General features: G+C 42.7%; 22 protein-coding genes and 1 tRNA gene. 11 read left to right on the forward strand and 12 right to left on the reverse strand.

All coding sequences use genetic code 11. The features are described from left to right. Positions 1-149 precede the first annotated feature (149 nt). The 7 genes from glnA to QW087_05960 all read right to left on the reverse strand — a co-directional run bounded on the left by glnA (position 150) and on the right by QW087_05960 (position 7,746). The gene (gene glnA / locus QW087_05930) at positions 150-1,613 is read right to left on the reverse strand and encodes a type I glutamate--ammonia ligase (protein ID MEM2944258.1); all 1,464 of its coding nucleotides are present in this window, start codon (positions 1,611-1,613) and stop codon (positions 150-152) included. After that, positions 1,589-3,010, reverse strand: a complete 1,422-nt coding sequence (locus QW087_05935; protein MEM2944259.1) for an SPFH domain-containing protein — start codon at positions 3,008-3,010, stop codon at positions 1,589-1,591. Before QW087_05935 ends, glnA begins: the two co-directional genes overlap by 25 nt. After that, complete coding sequence (locus tag QW087_05940) at positions 3,007-3,975, reverse strand: hypothetical protein (GenBank protein ID MEM2944260.1); 969 nt, start codon at positions 3,973-3,975, stop codon at positions 3,007-3,009. The genes QW087_05935 and QW087_05940 overlap by 4 nt, the downstream gene beginning before the upstream one ends. Next, a complete protein-coding gene (locus tag QW087_05945; protein ID MEM2944261.1) occupies positions 3,972-4,310 on the reverse strand; it encodes a P-II family nitrogen regulator in 339 nt (112 codons plus the stop codon). The genes QW087_05940 and QW087_05945 overlap by 4 nt, the downstream gene beginning before the upstream one ends. A 5-nt stretch (positions 4,311-4,315) precedes the next feature. Continuing rightward, a complete protein-coding gene (locus tag QW087_05950; GenBank protein MEM2944262.1) occupies positions 4,316-4,708 on the reverse strand; it encodes a P-II family nitrogen regulator in 393 nt (130 codons plus the stop codon). A 15-nt stretch (positions 4,709-4,723) separates the two neighbouring features. After that, complete coding sequence (locus QW087_05955) at positions 4,724-6,037, reverse strand: ammonium transporter (GenBank protein MEM2944263.1); 1,314 nt, start codon at positions 6,035-6,037, stop codon at positions 4,724-4,726. 524 nt (positions 6,038-6,561) lie between these two features. Further along, positions 6,562-7,746, reverse strand: coding sequence for an FprA family A-type flavoprotein (locus tag QW087_05960; protein MEM2944264.1), 1,185 nt, complete (start codon positions 7,744-7,746; stop codon positions 6,562-6,564). Between the two features lie 270 nt (positions 7,747-8,016). Between QW087_05960 and QW087_05965 the strand changes: the two genes are divergently transcribed. Beyond that, a complete protein-coding gene (locus tag QW087_05965; GenBank protein ID MEM2944265.1) occupies positions 8,017-8,478 on the forward strand; it encodes a redoxin domain-containing protein in 462 nt (153 codons plus the stop codon). A 7-nt stretch (positions 8,479-8,485) separates the two neighbouring features. Here QW087_05965 and QW087_05970 read toward each other — a convergent pair whose 3' ends face one another. Together QW087_05970 and QW087_05975 are read right to left on the reverse strand one after the other, a co-directional pair. After that, positions 8,486-9,046 carry a methyltransferase domain-containing protein gene (locus QW087_05970; GenBank protein MEM2944266.1) on the reverse strand — a complete coding sequence of 187 codons (561 nt, stop codon included), beginning with the start codon at positions 9,044-9,046 and terminating at the stop codon, positions 8,486-8,488. Next, complete coding sequence (locus QW087_05975; GenBank protein ID MEM2944267.1) at positions 9,043-9,717, reverse strand: diphthine--ammonia ligase; 675 nt, start codon at positions 9,715-9,717, stop codon at positions 9,043-9,045. The genes QW087_05970 and QW087_05975 overlap by 4 nt, the downstream gene beginning before the upstream one ends. A 133-nt stretch (positions 9,718-9,850) precedes the next feature. Between QW087_05975 and QW087_05980 the strand changes: the two genes are divergently transcribed. From QW087_05980 to rpiA, 3 genes are read left to right on the forward strand one after another with little or no spacing between them, the layout of a single operon-like run. Then, positions 9,851-10,036, forward strand: coding sequence for a hypothetical protein (locus QW087_05980; GenBank protein ID MEM2944268.1), 186 nt, complete (start codon positions 9,851-9,853; stop codon positions 10,034-10,036). Next, positions 10,026-10,736, forward strand: coding sequence for a creatininase family protein (locus QW087_05985; protein MEM2944269.1), 711 nt, complete (start codon positions 10,026-10,028; stop codon positions 10,734-10,736). Before QW087_05980 ends, QW087_05985 begins: the two co-directional genes overlap by 11 nt. A gap of 4 nt (positions 10,737-10,740) precedes the next feature. After that, on the forward strand, positions 10,741-11,406 hold the full coding sequence (gene rpiA, locus QW087_05990) for a ribose-5-phosphate isomerase RpiA (protein MEM2944270.1): 666 nt from the start codon (positions 10,741-10,743) through the stop codon (positions 11,404-11,406). 26 nt (positions 11,407-11,432) lie between these two features. On the opposite strand, the gene QW087_05995 is transcribed toward rpiA, so the two are convergent. After that, a complete protein-coding gene (locus tag QW087_05995) occupies positions 11,433-11,846 on the reverse strand; it encodes an ArsR family transcriptional regulator (protein MEM2944271.1) in 414 nt (137 codons plus the stop codon). A 219-nt stretch (positions 11,847-12,065) separates the two neighbouring features. Between QW087_05995 and QW087_06000 the strand changes: the two genes are divergently transcribed. The 5 genes from QW087_06000 (at position 12,066) to QW087_06020 (ending at position 14,316) form a co-directional block, all read left to right on the forward strand. After that, positions 12,066-12,344: a 50S ribosomal protein L44e gene (locus QW087_06000; protein MEM2944272.1), complete on the forward strand. Its 279-nt coding sequence runs from the start codon at positions 12,066-12,068 to the stop codon at positions 12,342-12,344. Between the two features lie 5 nt (positions 12,345-12,349). Further along, on the forward strand, positions 12,350-12,529 hold the full coding sequence (locus QW087_06005) for a 30S ribosomal protein S27e (protein MEM2944273.1): 180 nt from the start codon (positions 12,350-12,352) through the stop codon (positions 12,527-12,529). Continuing rightward, positions 12,529-13,311: a translation initiation factor IF-2 subunit alpha gene (locus QW087_06010; protein ID MEM2944274.1), complete on the forward strand. Its 783-nt coding sequence runs from the start codon at positions 12,529-12,531 to the stop codon at positions 13,309-13,311. Before QW087_06005 ends, QW087_06010 begins: the two co-directional genes overlap by 1 nt. A gap of 80 nt (positions 13,312-13,391) precedes the next feature. Beyond that, complete coding sequence (locus tag QW087_06015) at positions 13,392-13,571, forward strand: RNA-protein complex protein Nop10 (protein ID MEM2944275.1); 180 nt, start codon at positions 13,392-13,394, stop codon at positions 13,569-13,571. After that, positions 13,552-14,316 (forward strand): proteasome assembly chaperone family protein, encoded by a 765-nt coding sequence (locus QW087_06020; GenBank protein ID MEM2944276.1) that lies wholly within the window; start codon positions 13,552-13,554, stop codon positions 14,314-14,316. The genes QW087_06015 and QW087_06020 overlap by 20 nt, the downstream gene beginning before the upstream one ends. A 213-nt stretch (positions 14,317-14,529) precedes the next feature. Here QW087_06020 and QW087_06025 read toward each other — a convergent pair whose 3' ends face one another. After that, a complete protein-coding gene (locus QW087_06025; protein MEM2944277.1) occupies positions 14,530-14,769 on the reverse strand; it encodes a ribbon-helix-helix domain-containing protein in 240 nt (79 codons plus the stop codon). A 183-nt stretch (positions 14,770-14,952) separates the two neighbouring features. Between QW087_06025 and QW087_06030 the strand changes: the two genes are divergently transcribed. Next, positions 14,953-15,062: transfer RNA gene (locus tag QW087_06030), tRNA-Tyr, on the forward strand. A gap of 28 nt (positions 15,063-15,090) precedes the next feature. On the opposite strand, the gene QW087_06035 is transcribed toward QW087_06030, so the two are convergent. Then, the gene (locus QW087_06035) at positions 15,091-16,377 is read right to left on the reverse strand and encodes an amidohydrolase family protein (protein ID MEM2944278.1); all 1,287 of its coding nucleotides are present in this window, start codon (positions 16,375-16,377) and stop codon (positions 15,091-15,093) included. A gap of 145 nt (positions 16,378-16,522) precedes the next feature. Between QW087_06035 and QW087_06040 the strand changes: the two genes are divergently transcribed. After that, positions 16,523-17,308, forward strand: coding sequence for an MBL fold metallo-hydrolase (locus QW087_06040; GenBank protein ID MEM2944279.1), 786 nt, complete (start codon positions 16,523-16,525; stop codon positions 17,306-17,308). Positions 17,309-17,582: the final 274 nt, after the last annotated feature.

Below are 17,582 nucleotides of genomic sequence, written 5' to 3' on the forward strand. Positions count from 1 at the left end.
TGAAGCTCCGATTTGTTACCTGCTTATAAATCGTATTTTCCTAGGTTAATTAGCCTGAAGCGAATTCCAATTTGAGAGTCATTCACAATCAAAATAAGATATGGAAAAGAGAAAAATAAACAAGGATACAAAAAATCATTCTCAGCGGCTCAAACATCATAGTAAAGAACAAACTCGTAGGGATGTGGTCGTAGCCTGACTTGATCATACTCTTTTCTTAATTTATAATCGATCCAGGTATCAATCAAATCTTTTGTAAATACACCTCCTTTCAATAGGAATTCATGATCGTTCGCAAGTGCGTTCAAAGCATCATCGAGAGAACCTGGGACAGTCCTTATCTTTTTCGCTTTTTCCTTTGATAATTCAAATATATCAACATCCAGTGGTTCGCCAGGATCTATCCGCCTTTCTATTCCATCAATTCCGGCCATTAATATGGCAGCAAAGGCAAGATAAGGATTGCAACTTGGATCAGGAGGTCTGTACTCGATGCGTTTCGATTTCGGATTCTGCGATGATACTGGGATTCTTATCGCTGCACTTCTGTTTCTCTGAGAATATACAAGATTCACGGGTGCCTCATAGCCCGGAACAAGCCTTCTATAGGAATTGGTGGTAGGAGAAGTAAGGGCAAGTAACGCTGGGGAATGGGTAAGTAATCCGCCAATAAAGTACATTGCGATGAGGCTTAATTGGGCATAGCCTTCTGCGTCATAAAACAGATTCACGTTATTCTTTGATAGGCTTATGTGAACATGCATTCCAGATCCATTATCTTGAAAGAGTGGCTTTGGCATGAAAGTCACTGTCTTATTTTGCTCCTTTGCGAGATTCTTCAAGATGTACTTATATAACACAAGGTGATCTGCCATTTTTACAAGCGACTGAAATTTTATGCCGATTTCACATTGACCACCAGTTGCTACTTCGTGATGGTGAACCTCCACATCAATTCCTGCTGCAGTCAATTTCGAGACAGCCTCTGATCTGAACTCCATCAAAGAATCTATCGGCGGTGCTGGAAAATAACCCTCCTTGTACCGGGGCCTGTATCCCAGATTTGATCCTTCGCGTCCTGAATTCCATGCACCTTCATGTGAATCTATGAAATAATATCCAGAGTTTTGGTTATGATCGAATCTAACGGAATCGAAAACGAAAAACTCTGCTTCTGGACCGAAGAACGCCGAGTCAGCTATGCCCTTTGATTTCATATAATTCTCTGCCTTCTGTGCAATATACCTTGGATCACGCCAGTATCGTTCCTTTGTGACTGGATCAAATACATTACAGATGAAGGATGCTGTGGGTGTCTTGCAAACTGGATCGATAAAGACAGTATTAATATCTGGAATAAGTATCATGTCGCTCTCATGAATTTCTGCAAAACCCCTTATGCTGGATCCATCGAAACCTATCCCTTCCTCAAGCAATCCAGTATTTAACCGTTGTGAAGGAATTGTTATATGTTGCAGTGTCCCTGGGAGATCTGTAAATTTAAAATCTACCATCTTAATTTCGCCCGTTTCGCAGAGAGATAGGATGTGGGATATCTTCGGCTTCTCTGCAGGAGCTTTTTCATCTCTCAAGTGAAATCGCTTTTCGAGCAAACTTCATCACTCCGCGTCTTTGATGGATTTGTTGATAATCCCGATGATGCGCCACCTAGCGCAGGCAATTTCTTTATCATATCTTCAAGTTTCAAACCAGTCAATGACTCTACTACAACAGGCAATTGGGAAATTATTCTTGTAATGTCATTAGTAAGCTTATTCGCACCTGCTGTAGTTCCGTCGTTTGAGATAATGATGACTTTATCAGTCTTTGATAGCGGAGCTGCAACCGCCTCTGCGAGTTCGGGCATAATTTGGATGAGCATCGAAGCGATGGCGGCTTCGTTGTATTGCCTCCAAGCGTTTGCTTTTTTCTCCATTGTTTCTGCTTCAGATCTTCCCTTCTCCCGGATTACATCGGCCTCGGCGATACCCGTGCTCTTTATAAACACGGATTTACCTTCTGCTTCTCTAAGCATCTTGATTTTATCGGCTTCTGCTATCTTTTCAGTCTTTATCCTTTCGGCCTCAGCAGGTTCAATGATTTCTGCTGCTAGTTCTAGCCTCTTTCTCGCAATTTCTTTTTCTGCGAGCGCTGCCATGAGTTCCTTTTCTACAATTCCCACACGAATCTCTTCCTCTTTAACAAGTTGTTCTGTTTTGAATTTCTGCAACTCGTATGCCAAATCGGATGCTGCCTTTTTCTGCGCGATTTCCGCATCGAGTTCAGCCTTTCTCACCTCATAATCTCTCTTTGCCGATTCTATATTAATGTCCGCTTGGTATCGAACTCTCTTAGCTTCCTCTTCAGCTATTGCTTCTCCTATAAGAGCGTCACGTTTTACTTGAGCGATCTTTGGACGTCCCAAGGAATCCAAATATCCCTGAGAGTCGGTAATGCTTCTTATAGTCAATGATAAGATCTCTAGTCCCATTCTGCTTAAATCACAAGTTGAAGCAACTTTGACCTTTTCTGCAAATTCTTTTCTCTTTTGATAGATCTCTTCTGGTACGGAAGCGCTTATCGTCGCCCTCATATGTCCTTCTATTACATTATAGGCTGTTTTCAAAATATCATCTCTGGACTTTGACAGGAAGTGCTCGGCTGCCATTATTATCGATGGTTCGTCTCCTCGAATTTTAATTTGTGCTGTGGCTTCCACTGTAATAGGGACACCGTGGATCGAATAAACATCCTGCGTGCGTACTTCGAGATTCATTAGTTCCAGTGACATTTTGCGCACTTGTTCGATAATTGGCCAAACAAATGTTCCTCCTCCCTTAACTATTCTGAAGCCAGTAGTCTTCGTTTCAGCTTTATCGCGTATTCTTCTCTTTCTACCAGAGATTATAAGTACTTCATTAGGCCCACATTTTGTATATTTCGCAGCCCATACCAGTACTAACACGGCAGATATGGCTAAAATTCCTCCTATAAACCCATAATCAATCACGCTGATTCCCTCCTTATTTGCTCTAATTCAACAGAAGCTGAACCGCTAACAATTCCCAATTCATTGAGAATCCTCGTCACATTACTCCGGAGCTTTTCCAAGTCCTCCCCAACGTAGATCCTTGGTCTTTCAGCTCCCAAAAGGATGTTGTCGATCTTATATACGGGGATGATATTGCGCTTACCCTCGCTGTAGTATCCCAACGAGGCTTCTGTACTCAAAAGAGTTTTTTTCAACTCTTTCCAAAAGAAATCATCCACTCTGTCCGCATAAAGGACCATATTGGGAGAAAATGAGTGCTTCTGATTCAAGAATGAATTCACCGCATACCAGAGCTTAGCCAATTCAGAAATTTCAAATCTTTGTGATGGTTTGTTTACGACGTCGAATATCAAAGACCTTATACCCACAAAGTCTTTGTGCGAGAATATTGGAAGCCACACTCTCTTTCGTGCGTCTCTAATAACCATCGCTGTAAGATACAAAGATAAATCAGCCCAGAGAAAAAGTCCGAGGGTGACTTCAGCCTCGGATGAAATGATCTTTTTCGAAAGTAAATAATTTGTGCATTTTTCGAATACCTCGCCGATATCAGACCCAGTAATAAGCCTTTCATTTATTTCTATTGTTAATTTGTCGCCTTTTAGATATATTGGGAATCTTGTTCCAGTCGGAATGATGAGTGAGTAGTATGGAAGAGTGCCCTGTCCCTTGAGCAGCTCGATTGCTTCATTAACGGCCCCAAGCAACATCTGGAGATTTCCTTTTTCGATCTTGTATCCCGCAATTTCTACTGAATAAATTTCTTTCAATAAGGGATGTAGACTGTTTGGCTTCCAGTATACAGGAAGACATGCAGAACGACCGGGTACAATATCTCCAAGATCCACTTTCAAGAAATATCTAGGCGCTATTTCACCGATTTCATAATCAAGATTCTTGCAAACCTCTATTTGGGGGCTCACAGTACATCCTCTCCTTCTTCTCCCGTACGTATCCTTATTGCTCTCTCAACGGGTGAGACAAAAATTATGCCGTCACCTACATTCCCTGTCCATGCGTGTTTCATTATCTCGCTACAAGCCGCTGAAACGAACTCATCCTTCACAAAGGTCTCAAGTTTCGCCTTGGGTACTCCCGCTTGAGAATATTCATAGGCCCTCCACTGTTGTTTGAAATCCTTCTGCTCACCAATTCCTACCACACCAAGAATTGTCATGCCTGATATGCCAATTGATTCCAACGCATTCTTCACATGCCCAAGCCTTTCGGGTCTCAGTACAGCCTCGATCTTTTTCACAGATTTCACCCCCTTGGTACTGATTTTTCTTGTTCTAGACCTGTATAGCTTGAAACGGTTGCGATCGCGATTTCTCCGCTTTCACCAGTGCGAATTTTCTTGGCATTTTCAACTGGAAGAACGAATATTTTACCATCACCGATTTCACCAGTTCTCGCAGCTCTGCAGATCGACGATATTATTCGATCGACATCACTATCAGCTACGACAACTTCGATCTTAATTTTCGGAAGAAGATCAATGCGATAGGTTCCCACTCTATGCGAAAATTCAAGACCTCTCTGCTGGCCCCTACCTTTTACTTCGTAGGTTGTTAGCCCTGGAATTCCTGTTTTTTCGAGTTCCTCTTTTACTAATGCAAATCTTTCTTTCCTGATTATCGCCTCAATTTTCTTCATCACCAACCTCCATTATTACGAATACGCACTTTCCCCATGCTGAATAATATCCGCACCTATTCTCTCCTCATCCTTGGTCAATCTAATCTGTGTGAATAGACCAATCATTTTCATCAGAACAAATGTCATAACGAATGAATATACCCAGACGGAAATTATCGCAATCACTTGAGCCATGAACAGATCAGTATTACCCGAGATTAGCCCATCATTTCCTGCAGAATTTACCGCAGTGGTCGCGAAGATGCCTGTAGCTAATGCTCCCCAGGTTCCTCCAATACCATGTACTCCCCATACATCAAGCGCATCATCCACTGCAATTTTTCGCCTTGCTATTATGCCTAGATAACAAGAAATGCCTGCCCCGATTCCTATGATAATAGATCCAGCAACATCGACAAACCCAGCTGCCGGAGTGATTGCGACAAGCCCTGCAACGCCACCGGTGATTAATCCCAACACTCCTGGTCTGCCCATGTGCAACCAACTAATGAATCCCCATGTAATCGCTCCAGTTGCCGCAGCAACTTGAGTTACAACAAAGGCATTTACAGCAATTTCGTTTGCAGCAAGTGCACTCCCAGCATTAAATCCAAACCATCCTATCCAAAGGAGCGCACCTCCAAGCACAACCATTGGAATGTTGTGCGGCACTTCGATACCGTGTCCGATAGTGTATCTCTTTCCAAGTACCAGCGCTGCTGCGAGAGCTGAAACCCCTGATGCAATGTGAACAACCGTACCGCCGGCAAAATCCAAGGCACCTAACTTACCTATCCATCCTCCGTTTCCCCACACCCAGTGAGCTATCGGGACATACACGATGAGCGTCCATAAGATAACAAATGCTATTAAGGCCCGTAATCTCATGCGCTCTGCAATTGCACCAAGAATCAAATTGACAGTAATAATTGCGAAAACACATTGAAAAATCATGTATGCGAGATGCGGGATGGAAGTCGCGTAGATTCCACTCGGTTGCAGGCCAACTCCCAACAAAATGACGTGGTCTAAATTGCCTATAACCCCGCTTACGTCCTGTCCAAATGCCAAAGAATAACCGACGACGACCCAAACGATTGTGACTATGCCTATAACAAGGATGCATTGGGCCAATATTGAGAGTACACTTTCTTTTCGCAACATTCCACCATAAAATAAAGCAACACCCGGTGACATTATGAAAACAAGTGCCGTTGACACTAGAATCCATGCGGTGTCCGCTTCATCCACTTGATTTCCTTCGGCCGATACGACTGGACACATTAGGACAAGAAAGGAGATACCGAGCAGGGCAATCAGCGTATAATTGAGCCAGCCACGTTTCATAAAGCTCGCCCCAATACTACTTTTTTGTTCGATTTATTCAGTCGCTGCATTCCAACTTTCTTGCGATATTTAATTTCATCATGTACAATTAAATTGAACATGTGTAGATGATTATACAAAGTAATATATATCTGCTATCTTAATGAATTATATTGCAAATATACGACTAGATAATGTAAAAATGAATAATATATCGGATCAAATTGCAGTTATCATCTATTTAAGAACCTGAGAACTTACTAAAATTTTCAAATCGCGATTAACCCGCCTCGAAACGCTTAGGTCGATTGCGGAATAAGATTAGTGACTTTTGAACAAAGCAAGTAGGCAATAATTGTATTAAATCAAGAGGGAGCTCTGAATTTTAGTATTGTGATTTTGTTGCCCTCATTTTATAGCGCAACCTATCAATAGTCAATTTATAAACGGTAATTCGATTAAATCATGAATTCTGAAATATTCGGAAAAAATTCCATGAATTTTGACAAATAAAATTTATGTTATTTTTTAATGATTAATTATGCTTACTCTTGAGCTATAATCTTCCGACTTAGATTTTCCGCAAGCTGGACGACACTTTCATGGTCATTTTCAGTTGGAGGCCCATTTATCTCGATTGCACCTACCAACTCAATCTTTGTTGGTTCAAATATCTCCATAGCTTGCTTAGCCGCACCGCCTCCCCAACCGTATGAACTCAAAACGGCTACAAATTTTGCAGGTGGCTTTAGAGCCTTAGTAAGCATCGCAATATAAAGTGCCACTGGATGAAGTCCGCCAAGAACCGTAGGTGCCCCGAGTACGATAGCTCTAGAATCGACCAAATCCTCTGCAATATTCCCTATGTCAGAATTCGCAATGTTGTAGAGTCTTACATTGATGCCGTTTGATTGTAACACTTCTACCATCGTATCGATCATTGCTGCAGTTGAATTCCACATTGAGGCATACACAACGAGTACCTTTTTCTCTGTGTCTCCAGCCGTCCATTTCTTATAATATTCAAGTATTCTCTTTGGATTCCTGTGAATCGGCCCGTGACTGGGAGCTATTAAGTCCACCTCAATCTTTTCGATTTTTTCGAGTGCTTTCTGCCCCATTTTCCTGAACGGCATCATGATTTCTCCAAAATAACGCTTGGCAATGGATGGAAGCTGATCTACCTCATCGTCGTAGAAGCCAAAAGCAGTATGCATTCCCAGGAAGTCGCAGGGAAAGAGCACTTTGTTTTCTTCAAGATATGTAAACATGGTTTCAGGCCAGTGAAGCCACGGAGCATCAATGAATCTGAGCGTCTTGCCACCTAGATCAATCTGGTCACCCTCTTTCACAACAATCGTCCTGTCTGGTGGAACACCATAGTAAATTCCTGCGGCTTTGGCACCTTTTTCAGTCGCAATGAGTTTAGCCTTCTTCGCTGCCTGCATGATGAATGGAATACCGCCGGCGTGATCTGGTTCCGCATGATTCATGACGACATAATCGATTGACGAGATGTCGACGAGACTCCCTATTTTTGCAGCCCAGTGTTCTTCAAAACCAGGATTCACGGTGTCAATAAGCGCGATTTTTTCCTCTCCCCTGACGAGGTACGCGTTATATGAAGTGCCATGTGGTAAGGGTATTAATGCATCAAATAATCGTCGCCACCAATCTTTAATACCAACCCAATAAACGGAGTCTGAAATTTCTCTTACATCATACTTCATGATTCTATCACCCGCTAAGCAAAACTCGCAGTGCCCAAATTATGAATGAGCGAGTTTAGAAAAAAAATGGGTGCACATCGCATATTAAACTATCGCTAGGAAAAATCAATAACAGAAATTTTATCAAATCTAACTACTGGATGAGGATTATTCATAGCGAAAGCTACCTTCAACACATCAACCGATAATACAAGCCAAAAGTCATTTCAATAAGAAAGAAGATCATGCAAGCCTGAATGATCTATGGCCAATGAACAAGTAAGAGTCGGTATGAGCGCCCCCAGATTCGAACTACCCTCGACTATAGAGGAAAAAATAAAGCTTGAAAGCATACTGGGTAGCGGTCCAGTTGTGCTCATGTTCTACGTCTCGGACTGGGGAATGATGTGTAATGTGGTAATTCGAACTTTTCGCGATATGTATGATAAATTCCTCGAGCATAACGCGAGAATCCTTGCAATCAGCACAAACAGCATCTTCAGCCATCGTGCGTGGGCAGCTCATTTGAAAATTCCATTTCCTCTGCTAAGCGATTTTGATGGGAGTATCTCAAAAAAATACGGTGTCCTGTGCGGAGAAGAAGGATACCTCAAGGGCTATTCTAATCGAGCGATTTTCATTATCGACTCCAAAGGCATCATAAGATACGTTTGGATTGCAGAAGATCCATCCTTTGAGCCCGATTACGACAAAATTCTTTTTGAAGTCGCAAAGTTAGCTGATGGTTCTTGAGAACTACCTAGTACTTTGAAAATTCCAACTGATAGAATTCATCAAAAATAAATCGGGCTTTTAATGAGAACCTAGAGAATAGATTTAGCATCTCTTCGAAAGAAAGCCTTTCGTGCAGGGGCGGACCAAAAGATGCAGGTTTCTTTTGAAAATCAACAACGCTAACTCTTCCACCAGATTTCAGAACCCGAGCGATTTCGTTAACCAACAACTCTTTAGCATCGACTTCATGGACAACATTGACCGCTACTACATGATCGACTACAGCTGATTTCAATGGCAGGAGGGGGAGTTTACACAAGAGGGGAATTATCCTATCTCTCAACATTGAGGGGGTTTTCTTCAAGAGGGTATCAAGCATGATCCTCTCGATATCCAAGGCGATTACATTCGCGCCGCGGGCTGCGAGCGGGATCGAAATGTATCCAATTCCGCATCCCAAGTCTAAACATGTTTCAGATCCATTTATTGCAGCCCTATCTATAATCTCTTGAGCAGGCTGGATGCGCCAGCGCCAACTTTCATCAAGCTTATTTCTATCCTTTACATTGAATCTATGTGGAGTCATTTCGCTTCTCCCAGGACGGCTTCTTTTACGATTAGACGGCCATGATCGCGACCAATTTCCTCAGAGATTTCAAGCAATTGCAATGGTGCCTTATGAAGTGGTGAATCAAGCACGAGACTTTCATATTCTCCACCCTCTCCTGCAATATGAACGCCAAAGCGGTCGTGAATCATTTTGAGAAATGCCAAGAAAGAATCATCGATTTCTATTCCAAGATGGGAACTGTCAAGACCCTCCGACGATACACTTACCACGATCGACTTAATACCAGCTTCGATTTCCTCCTTAACAATCATATATTCGTCTTTCCGCCAGAGGGGTGATAACATTGGAATTTCGAGTTCTTCGCATACACTATTGATTCTTTCCCACTGAAATTCCGATGCAATAGCACCGGTCACAATTCCGTCCACTTCTACGCTTTGGAGGGCTGATTTGAGCGCAAGCAAGTCTTCCTCTTCAGTTTTGCCACCCTTCACCATGATAAGAGGTTTCTCCATTGCACGTGATTGGAGCGGCAAGAGCTGGAGATTTGGCGTGTGGAATAACCACGAATGTGGATCCGTAGGCACAACGCCAATAAGATACTCAACAACATGCCCCTGCTGTTCGATGAGGTAGGTGGCGAACGTAGAATCTTTTCCACCCGAAAATAACGATGCAAATTTCATTATTGATTACCATTAATTCTCCTCAATTTCAACATTTCTTCTATTCGCACCTTAGCACTTTCTCCCTACAATCGGAAATCGACCAGAGCTGATTGCAATCCCACAGGCAGAATTTTAATTACTATCATTTCTGATGCCTCTAATAATGTACTATTGTCCGCGCTGCGAGAAATCGATAAAGAAAGAAAAAATCGATGAAATCGATCGAAAATTGAAAGAAAGATTCGACATAGATTCTCTGTCAAAGAAGATATGTCCTGTCTGCGGCTGTCCATTGATTGATCTTGATTCCAAGAAAGGTGAGAAACGTGCGAATTGAGGACATGACCAGTTGTGAATTCAGAGAGATCATAAAAAGGGATCCGATAGTTTTTCTTCCTATCGGGGCAACAGAGGCGCATGGAGCACATCTACCACTTTCCACAGATTCGCTTCAGCCAGAGGCAATTTCAGAAATGCTAGCAATCAGATTGAACGGACTGGTTGCTCCGTCGATAAAATACGGGTATCATAGTTCGACCAAGAACATGGCGGGAACGATCGGATTAGAGTTTGAAACGCTCCGTAATCTCGTCTTTGACGTTATTTCATCGCTTGCAAAGAATGGGATAAATAAAATTGTCGTTATAAGCGGGCACGCTGGTGTATTGCATATGGCAGCTCTCAGACTTGCTTGCCAACAAGCGGTCGAATCATTTGATCTTAAACTAATGCTCGTCGCTGATTACGAATTTGCCAAAGAAATAACTTGCGAGCTTGGATGCAACAACAAGGATGGACACGGCGGTTTTGTCGAAACAGCTAGAGTTCTCGCAATAAGACCTGAATTAGTAAAAGAAACACACGTCAAGGGGACATTCATCGATAAGAATTTCATGATTGTTAGAAACCCAGAAACCTGCTATCCCCAGGGTATTGTTGGTAATCCCAGTGAAGCATCCGTCGAAGTGGGCAAGCGCATCAATGAATATATCGCACAAAGAATTGAGAAGTTGGTTCGCTTGAATTTTGGGGACTGATATCATGAACAAGAAGGAGATAGCCGCGTTGAAGGCTGTTGAGGAGATTAAAGACGGTATGATAGTTGGTTTAGGAACTGGGAGTACCACATATTATGCGCTGCAAAGAATCGGTGAGCTCTGCAAGCGCGGGCTCAATATTGTAGGTGTACCAACATCTATCGAAACGGAAAAAATCGCACAGTGCTTAGGCATTCCGTTGATGTCGATCGACGACGTAGATCACATTGATGTCACTATCGATGGAGCCGATGAAGTTGATCCTGATTTTAGACTAATAAAAGGTCTCGGCGGTGCTTTGCTCCGTGAGAAAATTGTAGCGCATTTATCGCGGCAGGAGGTTATAATCGTTGATGATACGAAACTCGTTTCTGCATTAGGAACGAAGTCTCCGTTGCCAGTTGAGGTCATTCCTTTTGGCCACAAGCATACAAAAAAGAGGCTGGAAGAGCTCGGATGCATTGCATATTTAAGGGGAGGGGAGAAACCCTTCGTTACGGACAATGGACATTACATATATGATTGCAAATTCGGAAGAATAGAAACTCCAGGAGATTTAGAAAAACGGTTGAAATCCATTCCAGGAGTTGTAGAAACGGGACTTTTCATAGACATTGTGACAAAAATAATAATTGGAACTGAGCAAGGTGTCCTCGTAAGATTCCGTTGATCGGAGCAGTTGACTAAAGTCGATTTTTAAGAAGTTTCGGAGCCCTTTATTATCCCTTCAGGGGCTGCAATGACGAGCTGCTTCAATTGATTGACATTCTGTTCAATTTTCTCAATCCGTTTTTTCTCTTCCCTTTCAATCATCTCAACAATCTTTTCGAAGGGTACTGCTAAGCGGTACGCATGAATAGGTCTGCCCTTACCCTCCTTCTTAATATCCCTTTTTGTCACCCATTTTCTTCGACGAAGCTCCTGCATAGCAATCGAGACTTCGGGCTGTCGTAGGGCTGTCGACATTTCAATCTCAACAGACGTAGTTTCAGTTTTCTTTCTAAGAAAAGCGAGTGTTTTCGCAACATTTTTCGGCATACCAGTATTCGTCAGAAGCTCAACAAGCATCTCATCTTCCTTACTGAAGCCTCTTTCCACCATAATCTTCATTTTTTAATTATTCGAATCATATATATTCTTTTCTATTTCTAAATTTGATTCAAATTTACTCTCCTTTCGAGTCTTCAATTCACAAACTGGAAAAATTTATATGGATCAGAATTTCATTGGTACATGCATTGAAAGCCAGATGATCATTCCTTCTTGTCTTCTAATAAGATTTTATATATATGTTGAGTATTAGGGCACTTGCGCCCAAGGTGAATACTCATGAAAATGCCCAGAATCATCAGGACTTACTGTCCTCATTGTAAGACCCATACAGATCACGAGGTTGAAAGAGTTAAGAAAAGGAAGGCAAGCGAACTTAAATGGGGGCAGAGAAGATTTAGGAAGGCAACATCTGGATATGGGGGTTTTCCAAGACCGAAACCCGAAGGTCGTGAAAAACCTACGAAGCGCATCGCATTAAGGTACCGATGCAAGACTTGTAAAAAGGCACATCAGAGGCCATGCTTTAGAGCCAAAAAGTTTGAGCTGGCGGAGTGATACCTATGGCTGACGTCAGGACGGGTAAATTTATAAAAATCAAGTGCCCTGATTGCGGTAACGAGCAGATCGCCTTCAAGAAGCCATCTACCAACGTTGTCTGCCTCGTCTGTGGATCAGTATTGATCAGACCCACTGGAGGTAAGGGCGATATCAGAGGCGAGCTGCTCGGGGTGGTTGATTAATGGTTAGGATAAGCGAGTACCCTGAGGAAGGCGAGCTTGTCGTCTGCACAGTTCAGAATGTAAAGAATTTTGGTGCATTTGTAACACTCGATGAGTATGACAATAAGGAAGGGTTTATCCACGTAAGAGATGTGGCAACCGGGTGGATCAAGTATATACGCGATTACGTTCGGGAGGGGCAGAAAGTCGTGTGCAAGGTTCTCGGCGTGGATCCTTCAAAGGGGCATATCGATCTTTCATTGAAATCCGTCAATGAGCATCAAAGAAGGGAGAAGATCCAGCAATGGAAAAATGAGAAGAAAGCGGAGAAACTCATGGAAATCGTTGCTGAGCGTTTGGGTAAAAATGTCCAAGAGTGTTATGAGGAATTCGGATACAAGCTCATTGAGAAATTTGGGAGTCTCTATGGTGCCTTTGAACAATGTGCAATTAATCCCAAGTCACTAGCTGAGAATGGGTTCGAAGGATCTTGGACTTCCACATTCATCGAAATCGCTAAGGAGAATATTGTGCCACCATTCGTTCAAATTGATGGGCAAATTGAGTTGACTTGTCCGCTACCAGATGGAGTCGACAAAATCAGGGGTGCACTTCTCGCAGGTCTCGATCTGGCAAAAGAAAACGTTAAAATTCAATATATTGGTGCGCCACGGTATAGAATTGTAATTACCGCACCTGACTATAGGAGTGCCGAAGAAGAAATGAAAAGGATCAGTGAAAAAATAGTTACCACGATAAAACAGTCAGGTGGACAAGGAGTATTCCATCGGGAAACGAAATAATTAGCTTTTGTTCGTTAAATTAATACGAACGAAGATATGAATGTGAAACTAAGGAGAATGATTAAGGGGAAAAATTAATAATGAAAACTTCGCTTAGAAAGTGTCTAAAGTGTCAGGAATATACTCTCGAAGAATCATGTCCGCGATGTGGATCAATGAGTGTTATTGCGACACCACCCAAATTCTCTCCCGAGGACAAATATGGGAACTATAGGAGACGACTGAGAAAGGAAAGAGGTGATGGTTACGGAGTACATTGAAACAATATTCTACGAGGATCCGGTCCTCGAAAACCCAATACTAGTCGAAGGACTGCCAGGAGTTGGCAATGTGGGAAAACTCGCAGCAGAACATCTGTTGGAACAGCTGGGGGCCGTGAAATTTGCAGAAATTTACTCGAAATTCTTCCCGCCGCAAGTTCTCGTAGATGACGAGGGTTTGATCAGATTAGTCGGTAATGAGTTGTACTACAGCAAGGGCAATAGTGCGCGACCTGATTTGATCATTCTTGTTGGCGATTACCAAGGTCTCACCCCAGAAGGTCAATACGAGCTTTCCGATCACATTCTAAGAATAGCCAAAAAGTATGGTGTGAAGAAAATCTTCACACTTGGCGGGTATGGAGTTGGAAAGATGGTTGAAAAGCCTCGTGTTCTCGGTGCTGCGACGGACAAGGAGCTAGTTGAAGAGATGAAAAAATACGGCGTTGTATTCGCCAAAGGAGAGCCAGGAAGCGGCATAGTCGGGGCTAGTGGCCTGTTGCTCGGTCTAGGGAAGATTCACGGTATAAGAGCGGTCTGTCTCATGGGTGAAACGTCTGGTTACTTTGTTGATCCAAAGGGTGCTGAAGTAGTACTGCGGGTTCTTGCGAAAGTACTTAACGTCGATATCGATTTCAGCGCGCTTGAGGATAAAGCCGAACAAATCGATCTTATAACCTCAAAGATACGGGAAATAGAGTCGCCACCCGAACCAAAACGCGAAGACCTCGGATACATAGGGTAAACCAAGGATTCCTTAAACTAAGAAATACCCGCGTCGGCAACGATATCATTAAGTGATTCGATTAAAATAAATGCCAAAGGCGTGCCGTGTCTGGGTTTTCAGACATTATTATGCATGAATTAAATTATTCGTCTCCACGTTAAAAAAATAAAAAGGGGGGAGGTAATAGTGACCTCTTATCTGAGAATGTGCATCCCATCCCATTCTCACAGGCTATTTGTTGAGGTATCGTTCCTCGAAGATCTCCATAGCGGCGAGAGTCTTTTCGGCCTCTTCCATTTTCTTGATTTTATCCATTACTAGGTCAACGCGCCCGTAAATGAAGTCCCTAATTGCAGCTCGTATCGCTTCTGAGCGCGAGGGGAAATCATCGACTTTTACGAGGAAATCGAGTGCTCTGATGTATCTAGCAGGAAGCCGAATTGTTATTTTTTCAAGATCTTGCTCAACCATCCTCGCACCGGAGATCCAGAGAGGTACAAACGACCTCCTTTGTCTGACAAAAAGATATCACGACCATTGTATTTAAATATTATCATCCTTTGCTCTTGATAATAACTAGACTCCCAGCCTTAAGGATCGAGCTTTAAGCAGAACAAAATTCTAAATAGGAAACCGATAATTAGGTTGAAACATCCCGACTTAGCTCAGTCTGGCTAGAGCGGCTGACTGTAGTGGGTTACCGGCTTGCCGGTTGCAAAGCCGCTGAGATCAGCAGGCCCCCGGTTCAAATCCGGGAGTCGGGACTTTTTACTTCAATCATCGATTTACTACCTAACCTAATAACTTCTCTGCAACATATGATGCTTGCTTGGTGATATGAGCTTCGTCAGCTACGTTAATTACAAAATCCTTCATAAGAATATGTCCATCGCAAATTAGTGTCTTTACATTTGCTGGTGAAGAAGAATATATCAAATTAGGAATAAGAGTTGATAATCGAACAGGCTGAAGATTAGGAGCAGCGCCGTCAATTATTACGATATCGGCGCTCTTACCCGGTTCAATCGATCCTATCTTGTCTCCAAGACCAATTGCCCGAGCTGCATTGATCGTTGCGCAGTCTAAAATCTGTTGCGCTTTCAGAATAGCGGGATCCCATCGACTAGACTTTTGAAGAAGTGAAAGAACTTTCATTTCACCAAACATATCAAGAGAATTGTTTGTAGTTGCGCTGTCGGTTCCTATCGACACATTCACTCTTTCAGCAATCATCTCTGGAACTGGGGCTACGCCACCTGTAGCAAGCTTCATATTTGATACTGGACAAGTTGAAACACTAACGCCGTGCCTTGCTAAGATCTTTATTTCATTTCTTGTGAGCCAACAACAGTGAGCTGCTAGACAGCGCGAGTCAAAGAAATGAATAGACTCCAAAAATTCTGCTGGACGCATGCCAGTTTTCTTTTTGTGATCATTGACCTCTTTACGAGTCTCTGATAGGTGAAAGTGTAGAAGAAGTTCGTTTTCTCTCGCAAATTCTCCCGCTTCAGTAAACGTGTTTTCTGAACAAACATAAACGCCCTGCAACCCGACTCCAGGAGTAATTCTCGAAGAAATGCTTCGGAAACTCTCATAAAAATGTCTACAATTATCCATCGGACGCCCTTTTTGAGTTGTAAATTCTTCATCCAGCACGGCCCAGCAAAGAACTGCTCTCAATCCCATTTCTTGCACTGCTTTTGCTATTACATCTTCTGAATAGTACAAATCTACAAAGGTTGTCGTACCGCTGCGGATCATTTCAAGACATCCGAGTTTGGTTCCTAGATAAATGTCCTCAGAGGTACGACGGCTATCTATTTCGAAGACTTTAGACAGAAATTCCTCGAAAGTCATATCATCAGCAATACCTCTCATGATCGACATCGAAACGTGTGTATGCGTGTTAATCAAGCCCGGAATCACAATGTCGCCATGAGCATTAATCTCCTCGTCGGCGCAACAATCAACCGTTCCAAGTTGCTTGATGATACCATCTTCAATGAGAATATCTCCTCTCAGGATTTCTCGCCTTGCATTCTGAGTTACAATCCAGGCGTCCCTTATCACCGTTTTCATCAACCTTAGATCGAGACCTGGCGTATTAAAATTTGGTATCATCTTAAAACTCGAAATTTGTACGGCGTTTTATTCAGATGACTCAGAAAAACATATTTCAAAGAGTTTCATTCATACGTCAAAAACCAGAAAAAGAGGTATAAGGGTGACATTTATAACTTTTCTAGGTACTGGCGGGGGACGCTTTGCAACGATCTATCAGGCACGGAGTACAGGAGGAATTTACATAGATGATGGTGCAAGATTCCATGTAGATCCAGGACCAGGCGCAATAGTCGCGATGAAAAGATTGTCTATTGATCCCGCAAAAACAGATGCCATACTTGTTTCACACTGTCATTTAGATCACTACAGCGACGCAGAAATACTTATCGAGGGCATGACTTGCGGCGGATTTGGTCGCCGTGGATACCTTCTTGCTAGCAAGAGCGTAATTGAGGGCGAGGGGCGATTCGGTCCCGCGATCTCAAGATATCATCTCTCAATGGTCAAGAACGTTAAGACCGTTAAACCTCGAGATGAGATTCCCGTAGGAGATGTCACCGTGGAAGTCACACCAACAAAACATAGCGATCCAACTACTGTGGGGTTTCGCTTTCACACGTCGTCTGGGATTATTTCGTATGTTAGCGATACAGAAATTGACAAGAAGGTAATAGAATTCCATCGCGGCTGTCGGATCCTTGTACTTTGTGTTACGAGACCGCTTGGTTCTAGAATCACTTATCACTTAAATACAGAAGATGCTGCAGAATTTGTGAAATTGATACGGCCAGAAATCGCGATTCTCACTCATTTTGGTATGAAGGTGCTAGATGATGGGCCAGAAAAGCAAGCAGAATACATTGAAAGAGAGTCCGGAGTTTTAACACGCGCAATGAGTGATTATGCTTCGATCGATGTCCAAAGAGAGATAGAAGTTCGTTATTAAATGCGCTATGAAAAACATCATTCTGTTTACTGAGTAATTACAGACTTTGGGTTTCGCCAAAATATCGGAATACCGAGCGATTTTCGATAAAATATGCGGCTTATCGTATTCTTATTCGGGGAAGTAAATAGTTAATTATTTATAGCAGTGCATGCTATGGCAAAATTAGGCGCTTGGGGTCGGTGGCTCAACTTTCCTCCTAAGCTTTTTTGTTATCCCCACCACGCCGATCCTGGGCGCCAAACCCCCCTCATATTTTTCTCAGAATGATTTT

The sequence above is a fragment of the Methanomassiliicoccales archaeon genome, from assembly GCA_038850735.1.
Taxonomy (GTDB): domain Archaea; phylum Thermoplasmatota; class Thermoplasmata; order Methanomassiliicoccales; family JACIVX01; genus JACIVX01.